General features: G+C 60.1%; 21 protein-coding genes and 2 pseudogenes. 12 read left to right on the plus strand and 11 right to left on the minus strand.

What is annotated here, in order from left to right; all coding sequences use genetic code 11:
- Positions 1 to 8: 8 nt before the first annotated feature.
- Together LDO41_RS30715 and LDO41_RS30720 are read right to left on the minus strand one after the other, a co-directional pair.
- Positions 9 to 587: a DUF5666 domain-containing protein gene (locus LDO41_RS30715; protein ID WP_223995196.1), complete on the minus strand. Its 579-nt coding sequence runs from the start codon at positions 585 to 587 to the stop codon at positions 9 to 11.
- Complete coding sequence (locus LDO41_RS30720) at positions 488 to 1,033, minus strand: hypothetical protein (protein ID WP_223995140.1); 546 nt, start codon at positions 1,031 to 1,033, stop codon at positions 488 to 490. Before LDO41_RS30720 ends, LDO41_RS30715 begins: the two co-directional genes overlap by 100 nt.
- Before the next feature lie 179 nt (positions 1,034 to 1,212).
- Between LDO41_RS30720 and LDO41_RS30725 the strand changes: the two genes are divergently transcribed.
- Positions 1,213 to 1,488 carry a GntR family transcriptional regulator gene (locus tag LDO41_RS30725; RefSeq protein ID WP_223995142.1) on the plus strand — a complete coding sequence of 92 codons (276 nt, stop codon included), beginning with the start codon at positions 1,213 to 1,215 and terminating at the stop codon, positions 1,486 to 1,488.
- Between the two features lie 608 nt (positions 1,489 to 2,096).
- Here the strand turns inward: LDO41_RS30725 and LDO41_RS30730 are convergent.
- On the minus strand, positions 2,097 to 3,164 hold the full coding sequence (locus LDO41_RS30730) for an SDR family oxidoreductase (RefSeq protein WP_223995144.1): 1,068 nt from the start codon (positions 3,162 to 3,164) through the stop codon (positions 2,097 to 2,099).
- A gap of 97 nt (positions 3,165 to 3,261) precedes the next feature.
- Here LDO41_RS30730 and LDO41_RS30735 point away from each other — a divergent pair, with 97 nt between their 5' ends.
- From LDO41_RS30735 to LDO41_RS30745, 3 genes are all read left to right on the plus strand, one after another.
- Positions 3,262 to 4,176, plus strand: a complete 915-nt coding sequence (locus LDO41_RS30735; RefSeq protein ID WP_223995147.1) for a LysR family transcriptional regulator — start codon at positions 3,262 to 3,264, stop codon at positions 4,174 to 4,176.
- 268 nt (positions 4,177 to 4,444) lie between these two features.
- Positions 4,445 to 4,930, plus strand: coding sequence for a hypothetical protein (locus tag LDO41_RS30740; RefSeq protein WP_223995149.1), 486 nt, complete (start codon positions 4,445 to 4,447; stop codon positions 4,928 to 4,930).
- Positions 4,931 to 4,948: 18 nt separating this feature from the next.
- Positions 4,949 to 5,476 carry a YMGG-like glycine zipper-containing protein gene (locus tag LDO41_RS30745; RefSeq protein WP_223995151.1) on the plus strand — a complete coding sequence of 176 codons (528 nt, stop codon included), beginning with the start codon at positions 4,949 to 4,951 and terminating at the stop codon, positions 5,474 to 5,476.
- Between the two features lie 249 nt (positions 5,477 to 5,725).
- Here LDO41_RS30745 and LDO41_RS30750 read toward each other — a convergent pair whose 3' ends face one another.
- The 5 genes from LDO41_RS30750 to LDO41_RS30770 all read right to left on the minus strand — a co-directional run bounded on the left by LDO41_RS30750 (position 5,726) and on the right by LDO41_RS30770 (position 11,334).
- Positions 5,726 to 5,875 carry a hypothetical protein gene (locus tag LDO41_RS30750; RefSeq protein ID WP_223995153.1) on the minus strand — a complete coding sequence of 50 codons (150 nt, stop codon included), beginning with the start codon at positions 5,873 to 5,875 and terminating at the stop codon, positions 5,726 to 5,728.
- A gap of 857 nt (positions 5,876 to 6,732) precedes the next feature.
- On the minus strand, positions 6,733 to 7,353 hold the full coding sequence (locus tag LDO41_RS30755; protein WP_223995155.1) for a response regulator transcription factor: 621 nt from the start codon (positions 7,351 to 7,353) through the stop codon (positions 6,733 to 6,735).
- A 3-nt stretch (positions 7,354 to 7,356) separates the two neighbouring features.
- Entirely contained in the window at positions 7,357 to 8,256 is a 900-nt protein-coding gene (locus LDO41_RS30760) for a sensor histidine kinase (RefSeq protein WP_223995157.1), read from the minus strand.
- Positions 8,257 to 8,268: 12 nt separating this feature from the next.
- Positions 8,269 to 8,838, minus strand: coding sequence for a BPSL1445 family SYLF domain-containing lipoprotein (locus LDO41_RS30765; RefSeq protein ID WP_223995159.1), 570 nt, complete (start codon positions 8,836 to 8,838; stop codon positions 8,269 to 8,271).
- A gap of 1,341 nt (positions 8,839 to 10,179) precedes the next feature.
- Positions 10,180 to 11,334: an integrase domain-containing protein gene (locus LDO41_RS30770; RefSeq protein WP_223995161.1), complete on the minus strand. Its 1,155-nt coding sequence runs from the start codon at positions 11,332 to 11,334 to the stop codon at positions 10,180 to 10,182.
- A gap of 1,091 nt (positions 11,335 to 12,425) precedes the next feature.
- On the opposite strand from LDO41_RS30770, the gene LDO41_RS30775 reads away from it, so the two are divergent.
- From LDO41_RS30775 to LDO41_RS30785, 3 genes are all read left to right on the plus strand, one after another.
- Positions 12,426 to 13,457, plus strand: coding sequence for a PRTRC system protein D (locus LDO41_RS30775; RefSeq protein WP_223995163.1), 1,032 nt, complete (start codon positions 12,426 to 12,428; stop codon positions 13,455 to 13,457).
- A gap of 11 nt (positions 13,458 to 13,468) precedes the next feature.
- On the plus strand, positions 13,469 to 13,936 hold the full coding sequence (locus tag LDO41_RS30780) for a hypothetical protein (protein ID WP_223995165.1): 468 nt from the start codon (positions 13,469 to 13,471) through the stop codon (positions 13,934 to 13,936).
- 267 nt (positions 13,937 to 14,203) lie between these two features.
- The gene (locus tag LDO41_RS30785; RefSeq protein WP_223995167.1) at positions 14,204 to 14,458 is read left to right on the plus strand and encodes a hypothetical protein; all 255 of its coding nucleotides are present in this window, start codon (positions 14,204 to 14,206) and stop codon (positions 14,456 to 14,458) included.
- Positions 14,459 to 14,513: 55 nt separating this feature from the next.
- Here LDO41_RS30785 and LDO41_RS30790 read toward each other — a convergent pair whose 3' ends face one another.
- Positions 14,514 to 15,599, minus strand: a complete 1,086-nt coding sequence (locus LDO41_RS30790) for a primase-helicase zinc-binding domain-containing protein (protein ID WP_223995169.1) — start codon at positions 15,597 to 15,599, stop codon at positions 14,514 to 14,516.
- 674 nt (positions 15,600 to 16,273) lie between these two features.
- Between LDO41_RS30790 and LDO41_RS30795 the strand changes: the two genes are divergently transcribed.
- Positions 16,274 to 17,254, plus strand: coding sequence for a M14 family metallopeptidase (locus LDO41_RS30795; RefSeq protein WP_223995171.1), 981 nt, complete (start codon positions 16,274 to 16,276; stop codon positions 17,252 to 17,254).
- Positions 17,255 to 17,787: 533 nt separating this feature from the next.
- Here the strand turns inward: LDO41_RS30795 and LDO41_RS34410 are convergent.
- Positions 17,788 to 17,943: a DUF2502 domain-containing protein gene (locus LDO41_RS34410; protein ID WP_223995173.1), complete on the minus strand. Its 156-nt coding sequence runs from the start codon at positions 17,941 to 17,943 to the stop codon at positions 17,788 to 17,790.
- A 17-nt stretch (positions 17,944 to 17,960) separates the two neighbouring features.
- On the opposite strand from LDO41_RS34410, the pseudogene LDO41_RS30805 reads away from it, so the two are divergent.
- Positions 17,961 to 18,246: pseudogene (locus LDO41_RS30805) on the plus strand (LpxL/LpxP family acyltransferase); the annotation flags it as partial.
- A 35-nt stretch (positions 18,247 to 18,281) separates the two neighbouring features.
- On the opposite strand, the gene LDO41_RS30810 reads toward LDO41_RS30805, so the two are convergent.
- On the minus strand, positions 18,282 to 20,105 hold the full coding sequence (locus LDO41_RS30810) for a sensor domain-containing phosphodiesterase (RefSeq protein WP_253074817.1): 1,824 nt from the start codon (positions 20,103 to 20,105) through the stop codon (positions 18,282 to 18,284).
- Between the two features lie 874 nt (positions 20,106 to 20,979).
- Between LDO41_RS30810 and LDO41_RS34285 the strand changes: the two genes are divergently transcribed.
- The 3 genes and pseudogenes from LDO41_RS34285 to LDO41_RS30825 form a co-directional block, all read left to right on the plus strand.
- A complete protein-coding gene (locus LDO41_RS34285; protein ID WP_290370931.1) occupies positions 20,980 to 21,417 on the plus strand; it encodes an acyl carrier protein in 438 nt (145 codons plus the stop codon).
- Positions 21,418 to 21,634: 217 nt separating this feature from the next.
- A pseudogene (locus tag LDO41_RS30820) lies at positions 21,635 to 21,923 on the plus strand (Tn3 family transposase); the annotation flags it as partial.
- 159 nt (positions 21,924 to 22,082) lie between these two features.
- Positions 22,083 to 23,119, plus strand: a 1,037-nt coding sequence (locus tag LDO41_RS30825) for an IS30 family transposase (RefSeq protein WP_223995177.1), incomplete at its 3' end; no start/stop codon positions are given.

Consider the following 23,119-nt stretch of genomic DNA (forward strand, 5'->3'; position numbering starts at 1 on the left):
CAACACCTTTACATCGGCGGCACGACCCCGTTCTTTCCTGCAGAGATCGCACGAGCGGCCAGCGAGCCATCGGGCTGCTTGCTGGCAAACAGCACCACGTTCGTGCCGGCCTTCAGTTGCGAGCGGTCGCCCGGTTCCAGCTTAACGATGGGCACGTCGGTCGGCACGACGATGTTCTTCTCGCCGCCCTTGTACTTGACCGTAATCGTGCGGCCATTGCTGACCAGCACGTTGCCGACCGTGCCGTTGGTCATCGAGCTGTTGTTGCCCAGATCCCACGGGCGGTGGCCATCGCCGGTGCCCGCCATGCTCGGCGGGAACACATGGACCTCCAGCGCCTTGAGGCTACCGTCGGCCTGCGGCACGGCCGCCGTGCCAATATAGCTACCCGGCGCGATGTCCTTCGGATCTGCGTTTTCCACCACGCGCACCACCGTCTCCTTGTTCAGCTGCACGTCGACGTCCTGGCCTGCGCGGGTATGGACCTTCATCTGGTCCCCGTTGACGGCCGTGATCTTGCCGCGCAGCGCGGTGGTTGGGGCGGATTGCGCCTGCGCCGGCAGCGCGACGGCGAAGGATGCAACGATGGCGGACGATACGGCGGCGACCACGAACGAGCGTTGAAGGAATGACATGGATGGACTCCCGAGAAGAGACATTGGTAGGCCGGGATGTCGCCCATGGGGAGCGACAGAATAGCTTTCACCCGGATGAACATCGACCAGCGCCGTGATTTGAGGCGCTTGCTACAGAAAATCATCCTGCATGTAGGATCCATTGAAGTTCGGCTCTCTGACTGCATGATCGCCCCATTCCCGTTGGCGTCAGGGCTCCTGCCGATGCCCAGCGCCGGCATCCAACTTGTCCCCGAGTAATTCCTGACCGAAACATAGAACGCAGGGATCAACGGCAGCCCGAGTACGGTTGCCGCGAGCATGCCGTCGATGACGCCCATGCTGAGTTCATGGCGAGACACTGCGCCGGCACCCGTCGATAACCACGAGTGGGAACACACACCGAGGATGAACGCCATCGAGGTCTGTATACGCTGTATACAGGGTATGCAGAACTTTGGGGGAAGTCAATGTCTACTCAGGGCGCAGCGAAAACACACGGGCTCAGCGCGGCAAGCTGGAAGCGATTGCGAGCGAAAATCACGAGCGTCTACAAACACCCGCGGCATTTAGCGACTTACGGAGCGAGGCGCTGGTCGTGCCGGCACTGCGCGAAGCGATCGTGGAAGGGGTGCTGCCGCCGGGCAGTCGGCTGTCGGAGGTACAGATTGCCAAGCAGCTCAATGTGAGCCGCACGCCCATGCGCGAAGCGGTCATCCAGCTGGAGCGCGAAGTCCTCGCGACGATACTGCCGCGCGTCGGCGCGCACGTACGTACCGTCACGCGCCGGGACGTTGAGGAAATCTATACGGTGCGGGCAGCGCTGGAGTGCCTCGCGGTGCAGAAAGCCGCGGCGCGCACCACGCCTCTGTGAGCGGCTCAGCTCGATGACCCCCTGACGGCGATGCAGGCGGCATTGGATGCTGGCGATGCGACAGGCTAAGTGGACGCGCTTGATCGCTTCTACACCATCATCATGGTGATTGCAGATAACCGCGCACTGCAGGAAACCCATCTGGGCCTGATGGGACCCGTCTGACGGCTGCGCCGCATTACCATGGTTCGTGGGGGACGCATGCGCGCCCCGTTCAACCAAGTCCGTGCGCATTCGCGATGCGATCGTTCATCAGTCAGCCGACGTCCAGGAACTGATGCGCGAGCGCTACGCGGCGAGTGCGCGGTGGCGCTGGATGTATTGGAGCGAGCCGCGGATTGAAGGAGTGGCGAGACACGCGCGAGCAAACTGGCCCTCCCTTCCTCAGGAAGGAGATGATCATGGAGACGTCGAGTTCACCTGCCACGCCACGGGTCCGGTGGAACAAGGGTAAGCTCGCAGGACAAAAGATGCCTGAGTAGACTGAAATGTGACAAACCGCCCGCCGGCGAGCGGGGGCTTGCCGGCCAATTTTCGTCTTCCCGTTACATAGCGGGGTCGATCCTCGGATGTGCTCATCGCCCTCCACAGCAGTCGTTCGCCACCCTTCAGCCGGGAATGAGACGTTCTGCCTTCAGTCGCTCGAAAAGATCGAAGAACGCATCTGGCGTGCCTTGGTAGTCGAGGAAACCGGCCTTGCGGCTTTTAGTCATGTCCGTCACGACTTCCATTGGACGTCCGAGATCGGCGTCGGTGTGCCACCACGAAGCAAGCCGGTAGATGTCCGGTTCCGCCAACCCGTACTTGGCGGCAACCTCGCGCCATTGATCAGCAGCATCCTGCATCCGACCCTCGAGTGGTCGCACGATGCCGTCGAACGGCCCCGCTTCGATGCCGAAATAACCGGCCAGTTCCCCCCACATCGTTTTCCAGCGGAACACGTCGCCGTTTACTACGTTGAAATCTTCGTTTCGCGCCGCTTCGCTCGTCGACGCCCATTCAAGATGCCGTGCAAGAAGGCGGGCATCGGTCATGTCCGTGAGGCCGTTCCACTGCGCAGCGGACCCCGGAAACACGAAAGGCCGCCCGGCATGCCGACACAGCGTCGCGTAGACGGCGAGAGTCTGCCCCATGTTCATCGCGTTGCCGGGCGCAAAGCCGATGACCGTGTGCGGGCGATGCACGCTCCATGTAAAGCCGTCGCGCGCCGCCGCGTCGAAGAGCCGGTCCTCCTGCTCGTAATAGAAATTCTCGACCGGCTGACGTCCCTGCGATTCCCGAAACGGCGTATCCGGAACGGCACCAGACGCATACGTTTCGAACGGGCCAAGATAGTGCTTCAGCCCGGTCACCAGCGCGACATGTTCGAGCTTCACGCGTCGGCCCAGCGAATCGAGGACGTTGCGGACCATCGCGCCGTTGACGCGGATGTTTTCCTTCTCATTCGCCTGCCGCGCCCAGACGGTGAAAAACACGTGGTTAACGTCGACGCTCGCCGTCGCAGCCGCGACGGATTCGGCGGACGCGAGGTCGGCCACCACGGACCGGCACCCCGGCACCCCGGCATTAAGTCCGCGCGACAGTCCAAAAACGGTCCAGCCCGCCGACAGCAGACGATCCGCCAAGGCTCGCCCGACAATGCCGCTGGCGCCGACGATGAGTGCCCGATGATGCATTGGTAAGTCCTAGTTTCATTCGTGGCTCGAGCATACTTCAGATCTAAATTCTCATATGCGATAATATTTCTTCATTCGACCGAATTTAGATCATCAATTGGTTACTTTAGCGACCGAACGCCTGAAGGGCATCATCCCGTTCGTCTACGCCGCAGACGCGGGTGGCTTCACGGCTGCGGCAGAGAGGCTGAACCTGACGAGTTCGGCGGTGAGCAAGAGTGTCGCCCGGCTTGAACGGCGGCTTGGTGTCGTGCTGTTCGAACGGACGACGCGCAGTCTCGCGCTCACCGACGCGGGGCGCGCGTTTCAGGAAACCTGCACGCGCATCCTGACGGAGCTTGCAGAGGCGGAAGCGGTTCTCGCCGCGCAACGGCGCGAGCCGGTCGGCACCGTGCGCGTTGCATTGCCGGCCTCGTTCGGCCGTCTTCGCGTCGTGCCGGTTCTGTCGCGCTTTTCCGCGCAGTATCCGGACGTGCGGCCGCAGTTGTTGTTTGCGGACCGCTTCATCGACCTGGCCGAAGAAGGCGTCGATCTTGCCGTGCGCATCGGAGGGCCACCGGATGTGCCCTCGTCGCTCGGCCGGCGCTTTCTAGGCCGCGAACGGCTGGTCTTCTGCGTGGCGCCAGTCTATCTCGAGAAACACGGGATACCGCAGACGATAGACGAACTGCAAGATCATGCCTGTATCGTGTACGGGCGGCCCGACGGCACGCAGTCACCTTGGTCGTATGCCTTGGCGGACGGGCAAGTCGGGCAATGCGTCATGCGTCCACGCATCGTGGCAGGCGACGCTGAGGCACAACTCGCATTCGTACGGGCGGGACTTGGCATCGCGCAACTCGCGACGTGGCTGGTGACGGATGATCTGAAGGCCGGTCGCCTCGTCACTATCCTTGATCAAACCGCAACAGATGGCTTACCGCTCAGCCTGCTATGGCCAGTCGCGCGGCAGTTGACGCCGAAGGTCAATGTGCTGGCACAGATGCTCGAAGAGCATCTGCATATTCGATGAGCGAACTCGTCTGATCTGCCCCATCGCCCTCTCGCTCGGATACTTTCGATCACAAAAGCGTCAGCGCGCGACGCTTACAGGTCCATCACGGCTGTTGTCCATCCAGTAATAAAGGTAACGTCACATTTCTCAAGCGGCTTGCGGTCGGCCGGCTCAGGCAAATTGGCGTTAATGACTTGACATCACTACCAGTTTCCAGCAACAGCTCTTTGCGGCAGGGGCCCGGCAGTGGCTCCACCGGCAGGCACGACACGTTGGGGTATTTATCATGAGCGGACGCAAGCTTGGCCTTGTCGTTGTGGCAGTGGCGGCAGCCGCGGCACTTCTCGGAAGCGGCACGGCGGAGGCGCGCGGATTTGGACGTGGTTACGGGTACCACGGGCATGGGTACGGGCACAGGCACTTTGGCGTGGGCGTGTTTGTCGGCCCTGGCTGGGGTCCGGGATGGGGTGGTGGCTGGGGTTATCCGAATTACCCCGGCTACTATCCACCGCCAGCCGTGGTTGCCGTGCCAACGCAGCCGCCGCAGTACATCGAGCAGGGTGCCGACGGCAATCCGACCGTTGCACCAGCTGACCCGGGCCCGGGTGTTGGTTATGGGGGGCCAGCTGGCGGTGCCGGCGGCGAGCCGGTTGCTGGGAATCCGAATCAGTTCTGGTACCACTGCACGCGGCCGGAAGGCTACTACCCGTATGTGAAGACCTGCCCAGGCGCCTGGGAGCAGGTGCCCGCGCATCCTCCGGCCGGGTCCTGAGACAGGGAGGAAACGCTCATGAATACGCGTTCCATCGCTTTATTCCTAACCTCTACGCTCACGCTCGGCGCCTGCGCGGTGCTGCCGTCGGGCCCGAGCGTGATGGCACTGCCCGGGACCGGCAAGAATTTTGATCAGTTCCGAAGCGACGACTACAACTGTCGTCAGTATGCGTTCGGACAGGTGGGTGGCACCACGGCGCAGGACAACGCCAACGCCAGTGCGGTCGGCAGCGCGGCGATCGGTACCGCGCTGGGCGCCGCCGCCGGTGCGGCATTCGGTGGCGGCTCCGGTGCCGCGGTCGGTGCCGGTGTCGGCCTGCTGACGGGTGCCGCGGTCGGTGCGGGCAACTCGTACCAGTCGGGCTATGGCACGCAGCAGCGATACGACTCGGCGTACACGCAATGCATGTATGCGAGCGGCAATCGCGTGCCGGTGTACGGCACCATGGCGTCGCAGATGGCACCGCGCCGCGCGGCAGCCGTGCCACCGCAGAACTATCAGCCGTACTACCCGCCGCCTCCGCCGCCCCGCTATATGCGTTGAAATTCGGTTGGTTGGTGGGACGGTTGGTTGGCAAGCGCGCTTCGGCGCGCTTTTCTTTTGGCGTAAGCTGCCGGACCAGCGCCGGGACTTCGCGCATGTCCACGTGCAGAACCGCGCGGCTGCATCTCGGCTTTGCTGCCCTCACTCAACTCGTCGCAGTACATGCACACGAAGTTGGGGTAACGCATTTCTCAGTGCACATAGCGCTTCGACTGTGGCCAATTTCCGTTCGCGCAAGCCAAGCCCTTTTCACGTGTAGATGTCGCCGAACGGGCACTGAAGCACATAGCGCGTAAAGTCCGAAAACGATTTTGCCAATGATTCGACCACTTGAGGACCTGCCACGCCATCCACGGTAGCCAGCATCTGTGCCCCGCGCTCGCAACGTTCAGCGGTCATTGGTCACCTGCATGCGATCTCGCCGACCAATCGGGGTCGCCGCCGTTCTTGCCTTGTCCGCACTGCCCGCAGCCGGGCAAACGGCGAGCGGAACTAAGTCGCAAGGTAGCAGAAGCAAAGAAGGCTCACGACGAGGCGAAGGCAGCCGCGGCGAAAGAACGCGATGCGGCTATCTCCGCCGCACGAGCAACGGCAAACCAGAAGAAGACATAACCATCCCTACTAGCCAGCGAGCGCGCTTGCATTCAGAGCGCGTTTGACCGAAGGGGGTGAGCGAACGAGAGGATCTGGTTCCTCAAAATTCTCTCACCTGACTACTGCCCCTAGTCGGCAACGGAAGCGGCTTGTCCGGCGATACAGCCTTCTACTGGCTTCCATGTAATAGCCATCGGCTCGGTGTTGTGAAGAACACCTAGCGCCCTCTCGCAAGAGAGACACCAACGATGGATGCCGTAATGAACATGGAGGGTGAAGAACGCATGCGGCTGGGTGGGACCACCTTACAGCTCGCGGGTTAATCCGCATGCGATTTTCCTCGGGCGGAAGTCTGTCTGCGTCATCCACCCTATCGACGAGTCAGCATGTGTCATCGTCGACTACTCGCTACCGGAGTCGAGCGACTCAGCGGCAGATCAGCACGACGCAACGACACAACGACACAAGGGCTATGGCCCAATATCATGGCGGGCGCGAGGCTGACCGACTACGGCGCTCCGGTTGCCCTCGCCGACGCATTGCTCGCCGGACTACCGTCCCGTTGCGGGACCCACCGATACTGGGTCGGCGGACTCGCCCATGCGCTTTTCCCCACAGCAGCATGGCCCACGGTCCATAGGCTATCCGGTCCGCCGGTGGACCTAGTCGTGGCGGGTTACGCATAGCCCCATCCGGTCCGCGATACGCACCAGCGCGGGCAATGAATCCACCTCGAGCTTCTGCATAACATGTGCGCGATGGACCTTGATGGTCTTCTCCACCGTCCCTAGTTCATTTGCCACCTGCTTGTTCCGAATCCCGGTGACCACCCAGGTCAACACCTCGCGTTCGCGCGGCGTCAGCCGTTGCAGTTTTTGCCGGAGTGTCTGCAGTTCGCGTTCCAGCGCGAAGTTCTCGGCGGCACAGGCGCAGCCTTTCTCTACCGCCGCCAGCAACTGTGTATCCGACACAGGTTTCTCGAGGAATTCGATCGCGCCCGCCTGCATCGCCTGGACCACCCGTGCGACATTGCCATGCCCACTCAGAAAGATAACGGGCATCCTGCGCTGTAATCCCTGCTGCAGCATCAGGCCATCCATGGCGGGCATCTGCAGATCCAGCAGTACACAGGCCGGGGCGCCATCAAGATCGGCTTCATCGAGGAATGCCTGTGCCGAAGCGAACGTCGTCACTCGGTAGCCGTGGGCGATCAGCAATCGGCTCAACGCGCGCCGCACGCTGTCATCATCATCCACGACATAAACCGTAGCTCTTCCATGCATACGTCATCTCCAGCGAAACACGGCGGGATAGGAATCCACAGTGCGACCGACCGACGCCCTAGGGTGCGCTTCCGCTTCCCGGGGCAGGACGCATTCGAACGTCATGCCCTCGCCGCTGTTGCTGATGGCCTCGATATGGCCGCCGTTACGCTCCATCAGGGCACGGCAGAGCGACAGGCCAAGTCCCATGCCCTTTGGCTTCGAGGAATAGAACGGGCGGAATATCTTGTCGAGATCGTCGGGGGCGACGCCCCCGCCGTTGTCCTGCATCGCCATTCGGATCGTGTTGCCGTCGGCCCGCGCACGAACCCATATCAGACGATCGCCGCTCGGCCGACCCGCCGCGACTGCATCAAGGGCGTTGACAAGCAGATTCAACAGCACGAGCCGGATCTCCACAGGGTCGCCTACCGCGCGTGGCAACACATCCGCCAGCTCTCGGTGGATGATGACGCCGCGAGCCTTGGCATTCGGCCGCGCGAGATCCAGCGCCTGGTCCACTACGTCCGCGATGCTGAATGACACCATCCGCGGGGCTTCGCCGAGCACCAGCGCGCGCACGCCTCGCACGATATCGCTGGCTCGGGAGGCGTCATTGATCATGTCGTCGAGGATTTCGCTCAGCAGTTCCTGATTGAACGTGTTCGAGGCGAGGAACTCGCGCGCGGCCTGCGCATTGCTGGTGATTGCCGTCAGTGGCTGATTGAGTTCATGCGCGAGAGAACCTGCGAGCTCGGCGATGCCAGACTGTGGCAGGAAGTCTGCCAGCGGGCCTCTCAGCGTCATGCGTATGGGTTCATGCCTGTCGCGCCGACTCAACAGCCGCCGGGGTATGGCGAGCCCGCAGGCGATACCGATGGCAGCACCTATGCACAGCGTCCAAACTGACGATGGTCGCAGCATGAATGCCCGCCGTCAGATATCCAGCTTGCCGATTTTGGTGCCTTCGACCGACAAGTTTGCCATGAGCCCGGCATTCGTCAGAACGAAGGCAATGATCGGCGCTTGCGCTGTATTGGTGTCCAGCTGGCCATTTGCGCCAACGCCGATGACAGCCACAGAACCGTCCACGCCTGCCGTCCATCCCTTGCTCTGCTGGAAGGCACGCAGAGAATCTTCGTTCATGAACATCATGATCAGGGCCTTGGACTGCGCGCCGGCAAGCAGGCCGAACGATGCGGTAGTCGTGCGGTAATACCCGACCGGGGCGTTGTTCACCCGCAAGGCGCCTTCGCCGTACTCAGCGCCCACGATAAAGCCGCCGGCAAGTATGCGCGGGAATACCAGTATTCCGCGCGCGTCGTTCGCCAGCGATCGGGACGCGGATGCCGTGCTGTAGAGGCGGGTCAGCGCCCCGTCCACCGCAGCATCGATCTCTCGCCGTTTGGCGGCCGCATCGGCCGGCGTGGCGGGGGTCCCGGTGCACGCCTGAAGTGCCGGTATCAGGACTAAGGACGAAGAAAGCATGAACAGGCGTCGATGCATAGGGCCTCCCGTGTGCAGAGAAACTACAGTGACGGACAGGGCGAGCAAAAACGTCCGGGGGCGTTAGTTGGCTCGCAGTGCGAGGGCGCTTCATCAACCTCGTCATCGAACCTCAACAAGGCACGAAAACCACCCCTAAATAGTGACTTCGCCCATTCTTTCTGTCCGCTCTATTTTGGCGTTTGTGTCATACAAACTACGTCGACGTGTGCACCACTACAAACCTTACTTTTACCGATGAGAAAAATAAAGCCATATTTCTGAAAATATAACTGCGATATTTTGGTCAATTTCTGTACCCAAAAAAAATGATTTTATTCATTGAATAGTCCATGAATATTTTCGACAAGGAATACCGCGCCTGCGGTACCCCAGCAGAGACCTCCTCCCACAGCTGAGCCGGGTCGAAGGCTTCGAACGAAGCTGCCTGCATGCAGCATCCGGGTCATGATCGTGCCCAAGGAATCTCCCGCCGTGGCAGACGATGAAGCGTTCTATACCGCTCTCAACATAACGGACAGGAGCACAGTGAATCTGCCGAAGAGGTGCCGTTCACCCAATATGGGCAGACGCCCGCGCTTTCCCAAATTCCTGCGAAGTCAGAAACTTTTATTGAAATCCATGCCAGTCATTCGCATTTTTTCTTAGTTACGGCATACACAGATGCTGACCCACGCGGGACTCGAGCTTCACCCGGGCGAGTGGGCAGTACAGACCGCCACGACTTGGGCCTCCACCTACGACAGACAGCGCGTACGAATCGTCATCGTTGACCATCCAGACAACTCGCCATTCGGGGCTCGCTATCCAACAACCGGCGTAACGCAAAAAGAAGCCCCTCGCAAAGGAGGGGCTGACGGGAACGGGATACATCCGAAAGAGCGTGTAGCGGGGTCGCGCTACAAGGATCATCTTATGGGCGGCGCGCTGCCCGGATTCGGGCAAAAGCTCGCATATTTTGGGGTCTTTCGTCGTTAGAGAGAGCCAACTGTTCGCCCGCACAATCCAACCGGCCTCAAGACCCTCCCAGCAACGCACCCATCGCCTCTCGCATCCGCCGGAACATGAGCGTTGGGGGGCGCTGGCGCAACCCTCGCATTCCCGGGCAACCGCGCAGCTCATGGTTTCCGCCTACGCAGAAATGGGTACGCTCTCATCAAGCTCGACGTCGGCCACCACTAGGGATCGTCCAGCGTAGGCAGGGCACGTCCCCAAAATAGGCTGGAGCGTGGGCTTGCGTACTCGGGACTTTCGACCACATCTATGAGCGAGAGAAGGCTAGCGCGACCCAGAAACGCACTACAAACTTGGCGTGTTATCGCGGAAATGGGCCGAGCATGCTTACGATTTTGCGTTCGCCAACATCCGGTAGAGTTTTGCGCGCGAGATGCCGAGAGCCATGGCTGCGGCGACCTTGTTTCCACCTGCTTCCAGTAGTGCAGCCTCGATGTCGGCGATCGTCGGTTCAGGTTTCCCTATCGCTTGTTGCGTGGAGTACGTAGACAAATAGGCGTTCGCCTTGCTCGCACGGCTATGCCCGGCCGCCTCAACCACCTTGCGCATCGCTGATCTGTGCGCTTCGACGTCTATCACTCTCCCCGCTCCCTTGACGGCTGCAGACTGTCCGCTGTGGCGTTGATACATCTGCTGCAAGAACTGGTGACGTAAGCCGTGGGCTGTTACGCCAACGCCGTCTTTCGTCACCCCATGCTTCTCAAGCACTGTGTAAAACCGGCGGCGCCATTGATTCTGGGTATAGCTCGCCGGAATCAGTGTGCCCTTGCCAGGATTTGTCTTCTCAGCCAGTCGCGCCGCAGCGCCCAGCAGTTCGTACTGCCAGTCGAACTCGATCGACACCCGGCGCGGCCTCCCTCCCTTGGTTCCGTCATGCACATGCAGCATGCCGGAGGGCAAGACATCAAGGGCCGCTCGCAGGCGCCAGCTCTCCTTTGCGCGCAGGCCGAATCCCGCCTCCAGTTTCAGTTGGAGCGCGACGTGAGCATCCGTCTTCTCGATATCGGCAATCAGCGCAGCGGCATCGATGTCATTCCCATCCCACGAGCGGTCCTCTTTCGCTACGTAGCTGCGGACATAGCCCTCCGGCCGCACCACGTAGTCGTCGAGCCGTCCGACTGTGTTGGCCTTGCCCATCCAGGCCATGAACGCTCGCAGATGCGTCAGCCGTAGCTCTACCGTTCCAACATTCAGTTTCCGGTCTTCCACCCAGTAGCGGACAAGCCAGCGCAGATGCTTCTGCCGGATCGCATAGGGCGATGTCACTGCCATTCCGCCCGTGCGCCGTAGTTCCACCATCATCGCCAGCAACGCCTGCACACGCTGCCGCTGCGACATCTGCGACAGCGATCGGCCGCTCACGCGGGTGCCACTATGGGGCAGGTGAAGATGGTCCGCAGCCAGGATGCCAAACTCCAATTTGAAGCGCTCGGGTAAGTTGTACTGTTCCAGGATGGGTCGCAGGTTGATGTTCTTGCTCATGCTTGTCTCGATTGCGGGGTGTGCGTAGCCGCTGGCGGTGCAGTTCGCACATAGCCTGTCGCGGAACAGCGCCGACCCCGATTCGAATCTGTCCCATTCGGTGTGCCGGGATACCAACCCCAGCTTGCCGGCCCACCCAGCCGACCCTGCCGCTTCTCTTCCCGGTCCTTTAGCGATGCCAAACCGATCGGCCCTGAGCATGGAAGCAATGCGTCGTGACCGTCCGCTTACAGCCAACGCGCAGGGCTCTCCCCTTGCGCGCCGCTTACGCGGCCGCCCTATCCGGTGCATCTACTGACGCCAGCCTGCAGCTGGAAGGATTGCTCCTAGCGCCTGCGGCCTATGCCGTGATGGATGATTACCTGTTACGCCGTTCTGGTGCCGGTGGCGCCCCCCGGATCGATATCTGCTCAGAAGCCTGCGTTCACCGTCGCTCAGTACGCAAAGCAGCTTCCCACCCCAAAGTCGGATCATTCCCGCCGCGGTGTGTCGGGCTTCGTGATCCGCACCCAACCACGCGGCTGTAAGGGTGTTGGACATTCGCGGACATCCACAGAGCACCTGTCCGGTGTCCGGCTTCGGAAATGTCCGCACTACGATCTATTTTCACAAACAAACCGCAATCGGCTTGGTATCGCGGTGTCCGGTGTCCTCACTATCCGACACGGTCCACTTGATTAGATTGAAAAAAAAGCCGGTTCAATCTCCGGCGTGAACAGCGGGCCCCGCAAGAATCCTCATCAGGAGGAATCGGAGGCTTTTTTTGCCGCGCGACTGGCGGCAAGGTCGATGCGTTGGGGACGCGATAAGAGCCCCCCAGAATAGCCGAACGCCGCGCCGCCGCACAACGGAAACACGCTCGATTTCAAGAGGTTTCGAGGACTTGACTTTGAATATCGCTCGGTAGAGTTGAAGACGCAGGGAAGGCAGTACGGGGACCTTACGGTGAGCATCTGTCAGTTGCTCACCGATAGTCACTCCGAAACGTGAGACGAACTGCCAGATATCGGACGAAGTCCCGGCGTCTGGCAGATGAGCCGCGCGCCCCCTCGTCGTCATCAACCATCGCAACAACCACGCGGAGCGAAACCATGCAGCAACAGAACATCGAATCGAAGATCGTGAAAGCAGCCACCCTCGCAATCGACGTTGGCTATGGCAACACCAAAACAGCATTCGCTTTGGGCTCGGATATCAGGACGAGTATGTTCCCCTCGCTGGCACCGCAGGCGGCTACGTCGAGCCTCACGCCAGAAAGCGGAACGCCGTTTCAGGCGCGCAAGGTAGTCAATGTCGTGGTGGACGGCGCACGCTATGAAGTCGGGCCCGGTGTGTCGCTCAGCGGTGCCTATAACACCGGCCGGGCGCTGGCTGAGGACTATGTCACGACCCCGAACTACGCGGCACTCCTGGCGGGCGCCATCTTCTATTCCGGCGCCACCGAGATCGAACGGCTCGTGCTCGGCCTGCCGGTCCATAACACGCAGAAGTACGCCGGGCATCTGCGCGATCGCTTCGTCGGTCAGCACGATTTTGGTTGGGGTCCCATCGACGTCAAATCGGTGATGCCCCTGCCGCAGCCGCTTGGAACCCTCGTGACGTACATGCAGCAGAGCGGCAAGCAATATGACCCGAACAATTCGTACCTGGTAATCGATGTCGGGTACTTCACGACGGACTGGATCGTAGCCCGCGGCTACACGATCGACGATACGCGCAGCGGCGGGGTACCGGGTGGCGCGGCACGCGTGTATCAGCAGATCGCCGGTCTTATCGCCTCCGATCAGGGACAGCCGTTTGACGCCATCGAGCGCGTCGATCACGCTTTGCGCACGACAGGAAAGCTGCTGTTCTATAAGCAGGATCTCGAGCTGAGCCGCTATCTCCCCGAGGCAATGGCCGTCACCAATCCGTCAATCAAGGAGCTGCAATCGCGGGTAGGCCGCACCGACGACATCCGTGCCGTTATCCTGACCGGCGGAGGTGCAGCGCTGTACGCACCGACCATCCGCGCAGCATTCCCGCTGAACGACATCCACATGATGGTCTCGCCCTGCTTCGCGAACGTGCGCGGGTTCTACACCATTGGCGCCGCACGTCAGGCAACCAAGGCCGCTGCCTAACCGGGCCTCGTATGAACAAGCTGGAGATCAAGCTAACGTTGACGACTGATTCCACGCCGGAGCTGCTTCACTACCTCAGCGGTATCTCCAGCGCGCGGGACCGAGCGTTCATTCTGAAGCGGCTGGCAACGGTCGGTCTGTCGATGCTCAGCGAAGGCGCCGGCACGAATGCAATGCTTCTACCCTCTCCGTCTACCGGAGTGCATAGGGTTTCGTCGGCCAGTCCTAGCGAACCACTACATCCCATGACATCGATCACCGCTGACCTGGCAACTTTGCCTGAGCGCACGCCTGCGACGACGTTGAATGGGCCGCGGGTTGCCGTGCCGATCCCTAACGCGGTCCCGGCGGCGTTTTCGCCCATGAAGCGTCAGACGGAGCTACCAGATGCGAAGGAGCGAAGCCACGCCGCGCAACCGATGGGGTTCGAATTCCTGGACCTCGATGCGCTGAACGCCGCTACGGCCCAGTTCGACTGACCCGCTTGACTTGCGCGATCCGCGTGCAAGCTGTTACTGTTATCTAGTCAAATCGAGGAAAAACCATGTTCGATTACCTGTCCACCACTGCCGACGTGAACCGCTTCATCTTCTACGTCGCGATCGGCTTTTGCGTACTGCAGGCAGCAATCGAAGTCTACAAGGAGGTGCGCAAACGCGACTGAACGTTGCGTTGTGCTCAGCAAATAAAAAAGCCCAGCAGTTCAGATCTGCTGGGCTTTTTTCGTAAGGGATGGGCACGCTTCAATGAAGCGTGCCGTGCGCGAGGCAGAAGTCCGCCGCCGAGTCGAAGGACAAATGGCCCTCTATCAGCGTGAAATCCCCCGACTGTTCACGTCGGTAGACATGGAAGAACTGCGCTTCCGATTTGATGGCCGGCACATCGCAGATCGCGGTCCGACGCATTGCATGGATGTGCAGCTTGTTGATGATTGCGGTGAAACCTTTTTGCGGCATTGCTTTGCTCCTGAAAAAGCCTGCCACAAGGAATCCGCCCAGTGAGACGAACCCACGGGGCAGAGGTTGAAGTGTCACCGCCTCGAGGGCGGCAGGCTGATCAGGCTGCTATAGCCTGTTGAGACATCCAGCGGAGCTGATACGCCACCCGCCATTCGTCGCAGAAATCAGTGCCACGCGCCTTGGGTCGGTGCAGCACCGTCTTGAACCCCTCCTTGCGAAGTCGCTTCTGCAGCGCCAATGCATCGGCCATGCCGGGCGACTTTCCCGTGCCTGGATCAATCCTGTCGAAGTCGGCGAAGATGTGAACAGTATGGATACTCATACCCCCAGGCACCACGAACTTGGTCATCAGCACGCGATTCAGGCACGACCACGTCGGTACTTGAAACAGCATGTACGCGGCGTAGGCATTCTCGAGTCCTTCGGCAATGCCAATCTCTCCGTCGCGAGGAGACATGAGGCGAACCGCACCACCGTCTAGTGGCAGTGCCCCCGGGTAGTTGCGCTTGCTCGGCAGTACTTCGCCGTCCTCAGATAAAACCGTGGCCTTTTCCGGTCTCTGCGCATGCAGCGTTGTTCGATGAACGGTAGCGATGCGGCCGTCGGCCAGGCAAAATTCGGCAACGATCGTCGGATACCGACCGACCACACTGCCTTCGTGCCAGTAATCCTGTATGGCGAGCCGCAGACCCTGCGGCAGAGGAGCTCGCAAACCCGGTACCCGGGCAGCGAGATAGCGCATGGCATGATCGCCGACCATCACGGGCTTAGAGGTGGCGATCTGCTTCAGCACGCGGCTCATCAGTACGGCCGATGCCCGGCTATCAGGCTGACGACGTGGGGGGCGAGTAGTTGAGGCCTGCACGGATGAGGGCTCGCTGCTCTCACCAGTGAGCCGGCGGCGCAGTTCTTCGTAGGACATGCCGGTACACCGACACACCAGTTCGATGCCGTCACCAGCCTTCGGACTGCCCGCGTTGCACTTGCGGCAGATCCAATCGCCGCGGCCGCGCTTGTTGTCATACGTAAATCGGTCAATACCATCTCCGCAAATCGGGCATGGACCAGGGCGGCCTCGCCAGAAGGCGTCCGTCAGCACTTCCGCTGGTAGATACTGCGCAACCAGAGCATCCCATTGTGTTGGTGTCCAGTTCTTCACGATGTCACTCAGTTTCACTTTCATGGACTAACTCCGGCTGGAGAGGATTGGTCGATGCCTGAGAAAGGCGAGGAAACCCTTGCTCAAAGGACATCCCGGCAGGAGGCCAGAAGGTCTTTTCAGCATCGCGATTTGCTCGGGGAGCGGTGGATGTGGCGCGAGGCCAAATGGAGCGAGAACATGCCGACTGGAATCGCGGCGCAGGTTTAAGCTTGTTTCTGACGGTGGCGCTACAAGGTCCCACTGCGTTACAGCGTCAGTGATTGCCATCCGGCAAGGGAGGCGGGTTCTCGAGCGAAGAGGCCCGGTAATCGTTGAGACCCGAGGAACAGGTCGGAATCGATGCACTATGCGCGCTGGAGGTAGTTCTATTTTTCTCGCGATCACGGGCCCGCGTCGGCGCGAAAGCTTGGCAATTTCGGGGGCTTTCTCGGGAGCTCTCCGTGCCGGCGCACGCGCAGCCGCGCTGTTCGGCATCTTGCATGGAGAATCGCTACTGTTGCTGGTGATATTTGGGCCGAGTGGCTACGGACATCAACAAGGCGTCCTCATGGTGCCAGCGCGTGTCGCTCAGGCGCTGGCACCGTGGGTTTTCGGCGCGCCCATGCTGACGACCATTCGGCAATTTTGGCCGGCCAGTGGTCCAGACGGAATAAACTGGCGGCATTGTCCAATGCAAGGCCATTACTCGATCCGTCATGAGCTATTCCACGCAACCGGCTTTCATTCAGTCCCACCAGTTCACGGCGCTGCAACCAGGACCGCGGCTTCTCGTGCTGGGCGCCGTCCATGGCAATGAGACATGCGGTACGCAGGCGATCGCACAAGTACTGGACGATCTGGCATCCGGCGCGTTCGCCATCGAGCGTGGTGTCCTGACCATGGTGCCGGTTACGAATCCGCTTGCCTACCGGCAGCGTACCCGGCAGGGCGACCGCAATCTGAACCGCAATTTGCGAGTTACGGCACAACCCGCCGACTTCGAGGACCACGTCGGCAATGTGCTCTGCCCCTTGCTGGAAGCGCATAACGTACTGCTCGACCTTCATTCGTTCCATACCCCGGGCCAACCCTTCATCATGGCCGGTCCGACCAACAATGCGGGGGGATTGGAGCCCTTCCAACGCTCTGAGGAGGAGACGCGCATGGTCGCGCATCTCGGGCCACGGCGGGTCGTGGAAGGCTGGATGGATGTCTACGCGCGCGGGGTCGAGCGCCGCCAGCACGCTCAGGTCGCTCCGGCCACTCCGACCGTGGGCCTGCTGGATGCAGGCTATGGCATTGGTACGTCGGAGTACATGCGCTCTCGCGGCGGATATGGTGTGACGCTGGAATGCGGGCAGCATGACGACCCAGAAGCAGTCGGTGTAGCCTATCGCGCCATCCGCCAAGCGCTGGCCTTGCTCGGAATGGCTTCTCTCGCCCTGAAGCCGGCGGTCCCGACTTTCGAGGTATTGCGCCTCGCGGACGTGATCGACCGCGAGCATGAGAACGACCGATTCACTCAGCCCTGGAAAAGCTTTGATCCCGTCAAGGCCGGGCAGGCGATCGGACAACGGCACGATGGGCGGATAGTGACCGCCCCAGCCAATGGCTTCGTCGTCTTCCCCAACCCGAATGCACTGCCCGGCAACGAATGGTTCTATTTCGCTCAGGAGAGCGACCGCACTTTTGGCTGAGCGATAAACAAGAGTCCCGAAACGCTGAAGAGCATGAAGGAAGGTGACTTGGTGTCGGCAACGTTCGACACTGTGTATGGCAAGGCTACGGTTATGGACCTGGGAAATAACTTTATGCGATCCAGTGGTCGGGCGGTGCAGCCCGTCTGATCGCTGGAAATTATGGAGCATGTGACCATGGATCCCGATATGACCACTATGCGCACCCTCAACGGCTATCCGGGAGTGAACCACGACCTTTCGCTTTGAGTCAGAAGCCGGCATTGCACGCCGGCGCGTGCAACTGCAGATGTTGCGGCCGAGTCCGGCCACTATCAGTCTCTCAGAATAACGAGTCGAACGGCAGTTACACGTTTCATTGCCGCCGCTCCACGGCGCCTTGAGCGGCGGCTCCCCTGAGTAGCAGGGTCCCTCTAGCCTTCAGAAGGCTGCTAGCATTTCGCCTTCTTGGCCTGGCCCGGTGGGCAACCGCCATTTCCCTTGCTGCGACCGGTGTAGTACTTCTCGCCTTTGGGGCCGTTGTGCTTGCGCCATTAATCCGGATCGCGATACTCCCCGCCATCCCAGTAGTAGCCCCTGCTATCCCGACTGCCGAAGGTTATGCTCACACTAGGCGCTTGGATGGCTGCATTCCCAACGAAGACATTGACATCAGCCGCGCTCGCGGCCCAACCGCTGCATGCGAGCATGATCGCAACGACAGATTCCTTTCTCTGGCCGGCGGGCGTTAACGATGACGCTGCCAGGAAAGCTGGCGGCACAGCTTACAGTGTGCTGTGATTCTAGCGCCTGGCGAGCGCTTGCCGCGCGGGCGCGGATGGCGTCTGCACCTGATGCGGCTGCCCGGTGAGATGCCGGATGAGCCCGCCGCCCAAGCTGCGCTGCTCAATGACGCGATGGAAACGTTGATCCGCCGGTTTCCCGAACAATACCTTTGGAGCTACAACAGCTACAAGGCGCCTCCTGGCGCGCCGCCTCGGCCAACCGAATAAGCGCGCCGCCGTACTGGCGACGGACGCCGTTAAAGTCAGCCCATGTGGGCCGTGATTTTGAATGCTTCGGCAATCTGAACTGCTGGTACGGGGCGACTGAACAGATAGCCCTGCGCTTCTTGACATCCCAGGCTGCACAAACGCTCACGCTGTTCCTCAGTCTCGACCCCCTCGGCAATCGTCTCAAGGCCGAAACTGCGTGCCATATCGATAAGCGCGCGAACGATGGAAGCATCCCGTTCTGATTCGAGCATGCCTTGCACGAACGAACGGTCGATCTTGATCCGGCTCAGCGGAAATCGCTTGAGCAAGCTGAGCGAAGCGTAACCAGTCCCGAAATCATCAAAGGCAATTCCCACGCCAAGATTACGCAAGTCTTGGAGCGATTTCAGCACCAGCTCATCGCCATCGAGTACGATGTTCTCGGTCACCTCAAGCTCAAGAACCTGGGGTGGCAAGCCATGCCGCTCCAAGGCTGAAAGGACCTGCGAACAAAAGTCATTCGCGCGAACCTGTGCACTAAACAGATTGACACCGATGCGAAAATCCTTGGCGCCACCTCTGCGCCATTGCGCTGCTTGGGCGCACGCCTCGTCAAGAATCCAGGACCCGGCTATCAAGGCAAGCGTCCCCTCTTCCAAGGCCGGCAGGAAAGCCGCCGGAGATAGAAGGCCATGCTGCGGATGCAGCCAGCGGATGAGTGCCTCAGTACCCGTAATGGAACCATCGGCTAGACAGACCTGTGGTTGATAGAAAAGAACGAACTCACCGTCGCTGACGGCTCGATGCAGCTCGATATTGGAGATTCGGCGCGCAACGGCTTCATTGCGTAACGCGGTAGAGAAGACAAATGATCGGCCGGGGCCAATGCTTGCTGCCTTGAACTGAGCAAGCTCGGCATTGCCGATTAGTTCAAGCGCTTCCTGTGCATGAAGCGGGGCGATGGCCACGCCGCAACTGACCGAAAGGCGTACGTCATGCCCATCGATGGCGATGGGGTCGGCGATCTGGGCGATCACGGCGTCAGCGACATCCTTGACCTGTCCGGAATCGCCGCATTCTCGCTGCAGAATGGCGAACTCATCCCCGCCGATCCGGGCGACCGTAGCGTTCGGTCCCACGGCTCGCTCCAAGCGGCGAGCCAGGTCGCAAAGGATTCCATCGCCTACCGCGCTGCCAAGGGTGGCGTTGACATCCTTGAACTGATAAATGTCTACGATGACAACGGCTATTGGCGAGGCAAGCGTGAGCGCATCTTCCACACGCCGGTAGAAGCACGCCCGGTTTGCGAGTCCCGTGAGCATGTCAACGTCCGTAAGCCGCTTTAACGCCTGCTCTTCACGCTGTGGCGCGCTGAGATCCTGAATTTCTCCTCGCTCGTCGAACAGTACGACAGCAGTGCGCCGGCTGTGGGTTAGCGGCTCCGGGGGGATTCCACGTTCTTCCTGCGCACGAAATTCGATGCGACGTAACTCCAGCCTATCGGCTGCCATCTTGGCCAATTCGCGCAGACGGTCGCAGTCTTCCTCCGAAAAGTCGCAGTGCGGCTGCCCGTCTATCACACAGAGCGTACCCAATGCGTGGCCATCTGGAGACATCAGCGGGACGCCGGCGTAGAAGCGCAGGTTGGTTGCACCTGTGACCAGTGGATTGTCGCAAAAGCGTTCGTCGACTGTGGCGTCCGGCACCACCATGACCTCGCTCCGGGCAATCGCATGCGCGCAGAAGGAAACGTCACGGCTCATGTCGACTTGCACGCCCTCGAAACCATAGCTTGCCGCAAAAAAGACGTGGTCGCTGCCGACCATGTTCACCACGGCAACAGGCATTTTGAACATACGTGCGGCGATCTTGACCACCGGCTCCAGGCTGGGCAGAGGCCTATCGCTTCCCAGTCCGTATCCTGACAGGGCCTCCAGCCGCTCTGCCTCGGTTGCCAATACTGGGGGACACCTCATGAAAGCTCTCCAATGTTGTGCTCGCCGCGGGAATACTGAACCACCTCCAACCATTGAAGCTATCCGTGCAATATATTCTCCAAACTCATTACCGAAATTGCACGTTGGAGTCTAAGTAGTAGGTGTCTGCTCAGTGCTGGGCTTCGATTCCCTGGCTGCCCTCGGTGAATCCCCTGTCGCACTTGTAGTTGTCACGCGCGATACTAAACGCGTGGCTGCGGCAGCAGCATCCCCCAATCGTGGGGCGATTACTATCGGCACCCTTACGAAGCCGTACGTTGCCTGCCATCGGAACGCGGTGCTGCGGGGATACCCGGAATGACATGTATTGGATATCAGTTGCGGCCCGGCCGTAGTTAAGACGCCTCAAACACCCACGCGCCATAAACTCCCCGGTGAGTTTCTGTTGAATCACCTTATGGCTGCGGGCGATAGAATCGAAGAACCATATCCTGAGACTCGCCGAGTCATGGACCTACCCCGCCGGTGGTCGCTTACCGGCTACTCTCCATCATTGACATCCGGTTCGTCGAATGCCCGAAGCTACGAGACCGGCCACGAGCGAACATGTGCAGCACATGTCCATAACAGACATCCACGAGCGACATCGTGGTAACGTGGCGCCTTTCACAGCTATTAGTGAGCACGTCTTTCAAGGCGCGGCCTGAAGACACAGTAACCGTGCGGCGTTTCGGCGATGACCGGTTCGAAGTTTGTGTCACAAGAGCCAACGGCGCCCGTTAGATCTGCACTCGAGTATTTGAGTTAGGGCACTATGACAGTTGCACAAGCCATTGTTGCAAGCATCGCGGTGCTGGTCATTGTCGTTTGGATGGCACGGCGTGAAATTCGCGCGCAAAAGCGGAAGAAAGCGCAGAAGATCGATGATGCATTTTCCGGCCGCGAATCTCTCACCTCGGAGGCGTTCTATGAACGATACTTCCTCGGCCTTGGTGTTAAAACAGACGTTGTCGCAGGTATTCGCGCAATACTTGAGAAGCAGCTTGACGCTGACATGTCTCGTCTGCGCGCGGAAGACGCCTTCACGCAGAACCTCAGCTTTTTCTGGGACTTTGATTCAATGGCTAACGTCGAGATTGTCGTTGCCCTCGAAGAGCACTTTCAAATCAAGATCACTGACAGCGAGGCAGAAAAGACACGCACTGTGTCCGAGTTAGTGCAGTTGGTTTCCAGAAAAGTCGGGCACTCCTGACCGTCCGGTTTTCGAGGCTGGCAACTTCCACTTTGGGTCGCTCAGGGACTAGCGCGACCGGAAAACCCCTGGGAGATGGAGGGCGATAAAGATTCGCGTATTGTCTTAGTTCACCGATTCGGGCCTGTTTTTGTGTGTCGGTGCCAAGAGTAATACATTGTCGGCGCAGGCTGTTGAGTTGCACTGAGAACTGCCCCACCAGGCCCGGTCCGGTTTCCGTGCAAATCAACATCAGCTCGGCAAGCTGCTACGGACGCTGTTCCTTTGCGACTATTTTGGCAATCCAGAATTCCGGCGAGAGTTGCAATCGCGAAGAGTCAGTCCATCAGCTCCAGCGTGCGGTCTACACCGGCAAGGGTGCGCCGGAACGGAGCCGTCGGCGTGACAAGATGATCTCGATCTCGGGCTCACTGACCCTGCTCACCAATCTGGTAACGCAGCGCATGCAGGTGACAGTGGATAGCCGCACGAGTCGACAATCGAATGAAAATCTCAACGACTGGCTAATACTCGATAGCGGCCATTGAAGGCGATCTGATGAGGGTCGCAGAAGGGTTGTGGATTCAACCGGTCGACGCAACACACTAGACGCTGCATGAGCAGTGGAGGTGTTGCAAATGAAATAGAGGCGCCGGATCTACTACACCGAGACCCAGAAGGCACTAATGTGGGAGCGGTGGCGGAAAGGTGACACGCTTCACCAGATCGCCCGATTGTTTGATCGGTACCATTCATCTGTGCAACGGATTCTGGCGGAGTCCGGCGGCATCCAGCCAGCACCCCGACACCGCTCCAGGCTAGCCCTAACGCTCGCCGAACGAGAGGAGATATCTCGTTCCGTCGTGGTTGGGTTGTCGATCCGCTCGATTGCATTCCGGCCCGGACGCGCCCCATCTACTCTCAGCCGAGAGCTACGGCGCAATGGGGGCATCCAGGGCTATCGCGCGAATCAAGCTGATGAACTTGCCTGGGTTCGAGCGCATCGTCCGAAGACCTGTAAGCTCATCCGAAATCGCACGCTGGCACAGGTTGTGGCAGTCAAACTAACGAAGCAGTGGTCCCCGGAACAGATTGCAGGTTGGCTCAAGCATGTCTACGCGGTCAACACGGACTACCAGGTGTCACACGAGACCATCTATCGTAGCCTCTACGTGCAGGCCCGCGGCGCCTTGAAGAAGGAGCTGCTTCAACATCTGAGGCGGTGCCGGATCATGCGCCACTCGCGCAACTATTCGGCGAAGACCGACGAGCGCGGAAGAATCCGTGATGCCGTTTCAATAAGCGAGCGACCTGCGAACGCTGAAGACCGCGCGATACCTGGGCATTGGGAAGGCGACTTGCTCTTCGGCAGTGCCAATAGCCAGATCGTCACCTTGGTCGAGCGTCAGACGCGGTTCGTGATGCTCCTGAAGGTCTCCGGCAAAGACACGGAGACTGTCGTCAACGCCTTGATCCGGCATGCCGGAAAGCTGCCCCAGGAGCTTTACAAATCGTTGACGTGGGATCGCGGCAAGGAGTTGGCGGACCACCAGCGTTTTACGGTCTCGACCGACATCAAGGTTTACTTCTGTGACCCACAGAATCCCTGGCGACGCGGCTCCAACGAGAACACCAATGGCCTCCTGAGGCAGTACCTTCCCAAAGGAATTGATCTCTCTGTCTATTCACAGGCAAAGCTCAATGGCATAGCACGCCGCCTCAA

It is taken from the genome of Cupriavidus pampae (assembly GCF_914271485.1).
GTDB classification, from domain to species: Bacteria; Pseudomonadota; Gammaproteobacteria; order Burkholderiales; family Burkholderiaceae; genus Cupriavidus; species Cupriavidus pampae.

Bases quoted from the DNA above. Each gene is read 5' to 3' on its own strand.
- LDO41_RS30760 (WP_223995157.1), bottom strand. From the start codon at position 8,256: ATGCTGCGACCATCGTCAGTTTGGACGCTGTGCATAGGTGCTGCCATC.
- LDO41_RS30755 (WP_223995155.1), bottom strand. From the start codon at position 7,353: ATGCATGGAAGAGCTACGGTTTATGTCGTGGATGATGATGACAGCGTG.
- LDO41_RS34285 (WP_290370931.1), top strand. From the start codon at position 20,980: ATGACAGTTGCACAAGCCATTGTTGCAAGCATCGCGGTGCTGGTCATT.
- LDO41_RS30745 (WP_223995151.1), top strand. From the start codon at position 4,949: ATGAATACGCGTTCCATCGCTTTATTCCTAACCTCTACGCTCACGCTC.
- LDO41_RS34410 (WP_223995173.1), bottom strand. From the start codon at position 17,943: ATGCTCGCATGCAGCGGTTGGGCCGCGAGCGCGGCTGATGTCAATGTC.
- LDO41_RS30775 (WP_223995163.1), top strand. From the start codon at position 12,426: ATGCAGCAACAGAACATCGAATCGAAGATCGTGAAAGCAGCCACCCTC.
- LDO41_RS30770 (WP_223995161.1), bottom strand. From the start codon at position 11,334: ATGAGCAAGAACATCAACCTGCGACCCATCCTGGAACAGTACAACTTA.
- LDO41_RS30785 (WP_223995167.1), top strand. From the start codon at position 14,204: ATGAAGCGTGCCGTGCGCGAGGCAGAAGTCCGCCGCCGAGTCGAAGGA.
- LDO41_RS30730 (WP_223995144.1), bottom strand. From the start codon at position 3,164: ATGCATCATCGGGCACTCATCGTCGGCGCCAGCGGCATTGTCGGGCGA.
- LDO41_RS30795 (WP_223995171.1), top strand. From the start codon at position 16,274: ATGAGCTATTCCACGCAACCGGCTTTCATTCAGTCCCACCAGTTCACG.
- LDO41_RS30750 (WP_223995153.1), bottom strand. From the start codon at position 5,875: ATGACCGCTGAACGTTGCGAGCGCGGGGCACAGATGCTGGCTACCGTG.
- LDO41_RS30740 (WP_223995149.1), top strand. From the start codon at position 4,445: ATGAGCGGACGCAAGCTTGGCCTTGTCGTTGTGGCAGTGGCGGCAGCC.
- LDO41_RS30780 (WP_223995165.1), top strand. From the start codon at position 13,469: ATGAACAAGCTGGAGATCAAGCTAACGTTGACGACTGATTCCACGCCG.
- LDO41_RS30720 (WP_223995140.1), bottom strand. From the start codon at position 1,033: ATGGCGTTCATCCTCGGTGTGTGTTCCCACTCGTGGTTATCGACGGGT.
- LDO41_RS30790 (WP_223995169.1), bottom strand. From the start codon at position 15,599: ATGAAAGTGAAACTGAGTGACATCGTGAAGAACTGGACACCAACACAA.
- LDO41_RS30765 (WP_223995159.1), bottom strand. From the start codon at position 8,838: ATGCATCGACGCCTGTTCATGCTTTCTTCGTCCTTAGTCCTGATACCG.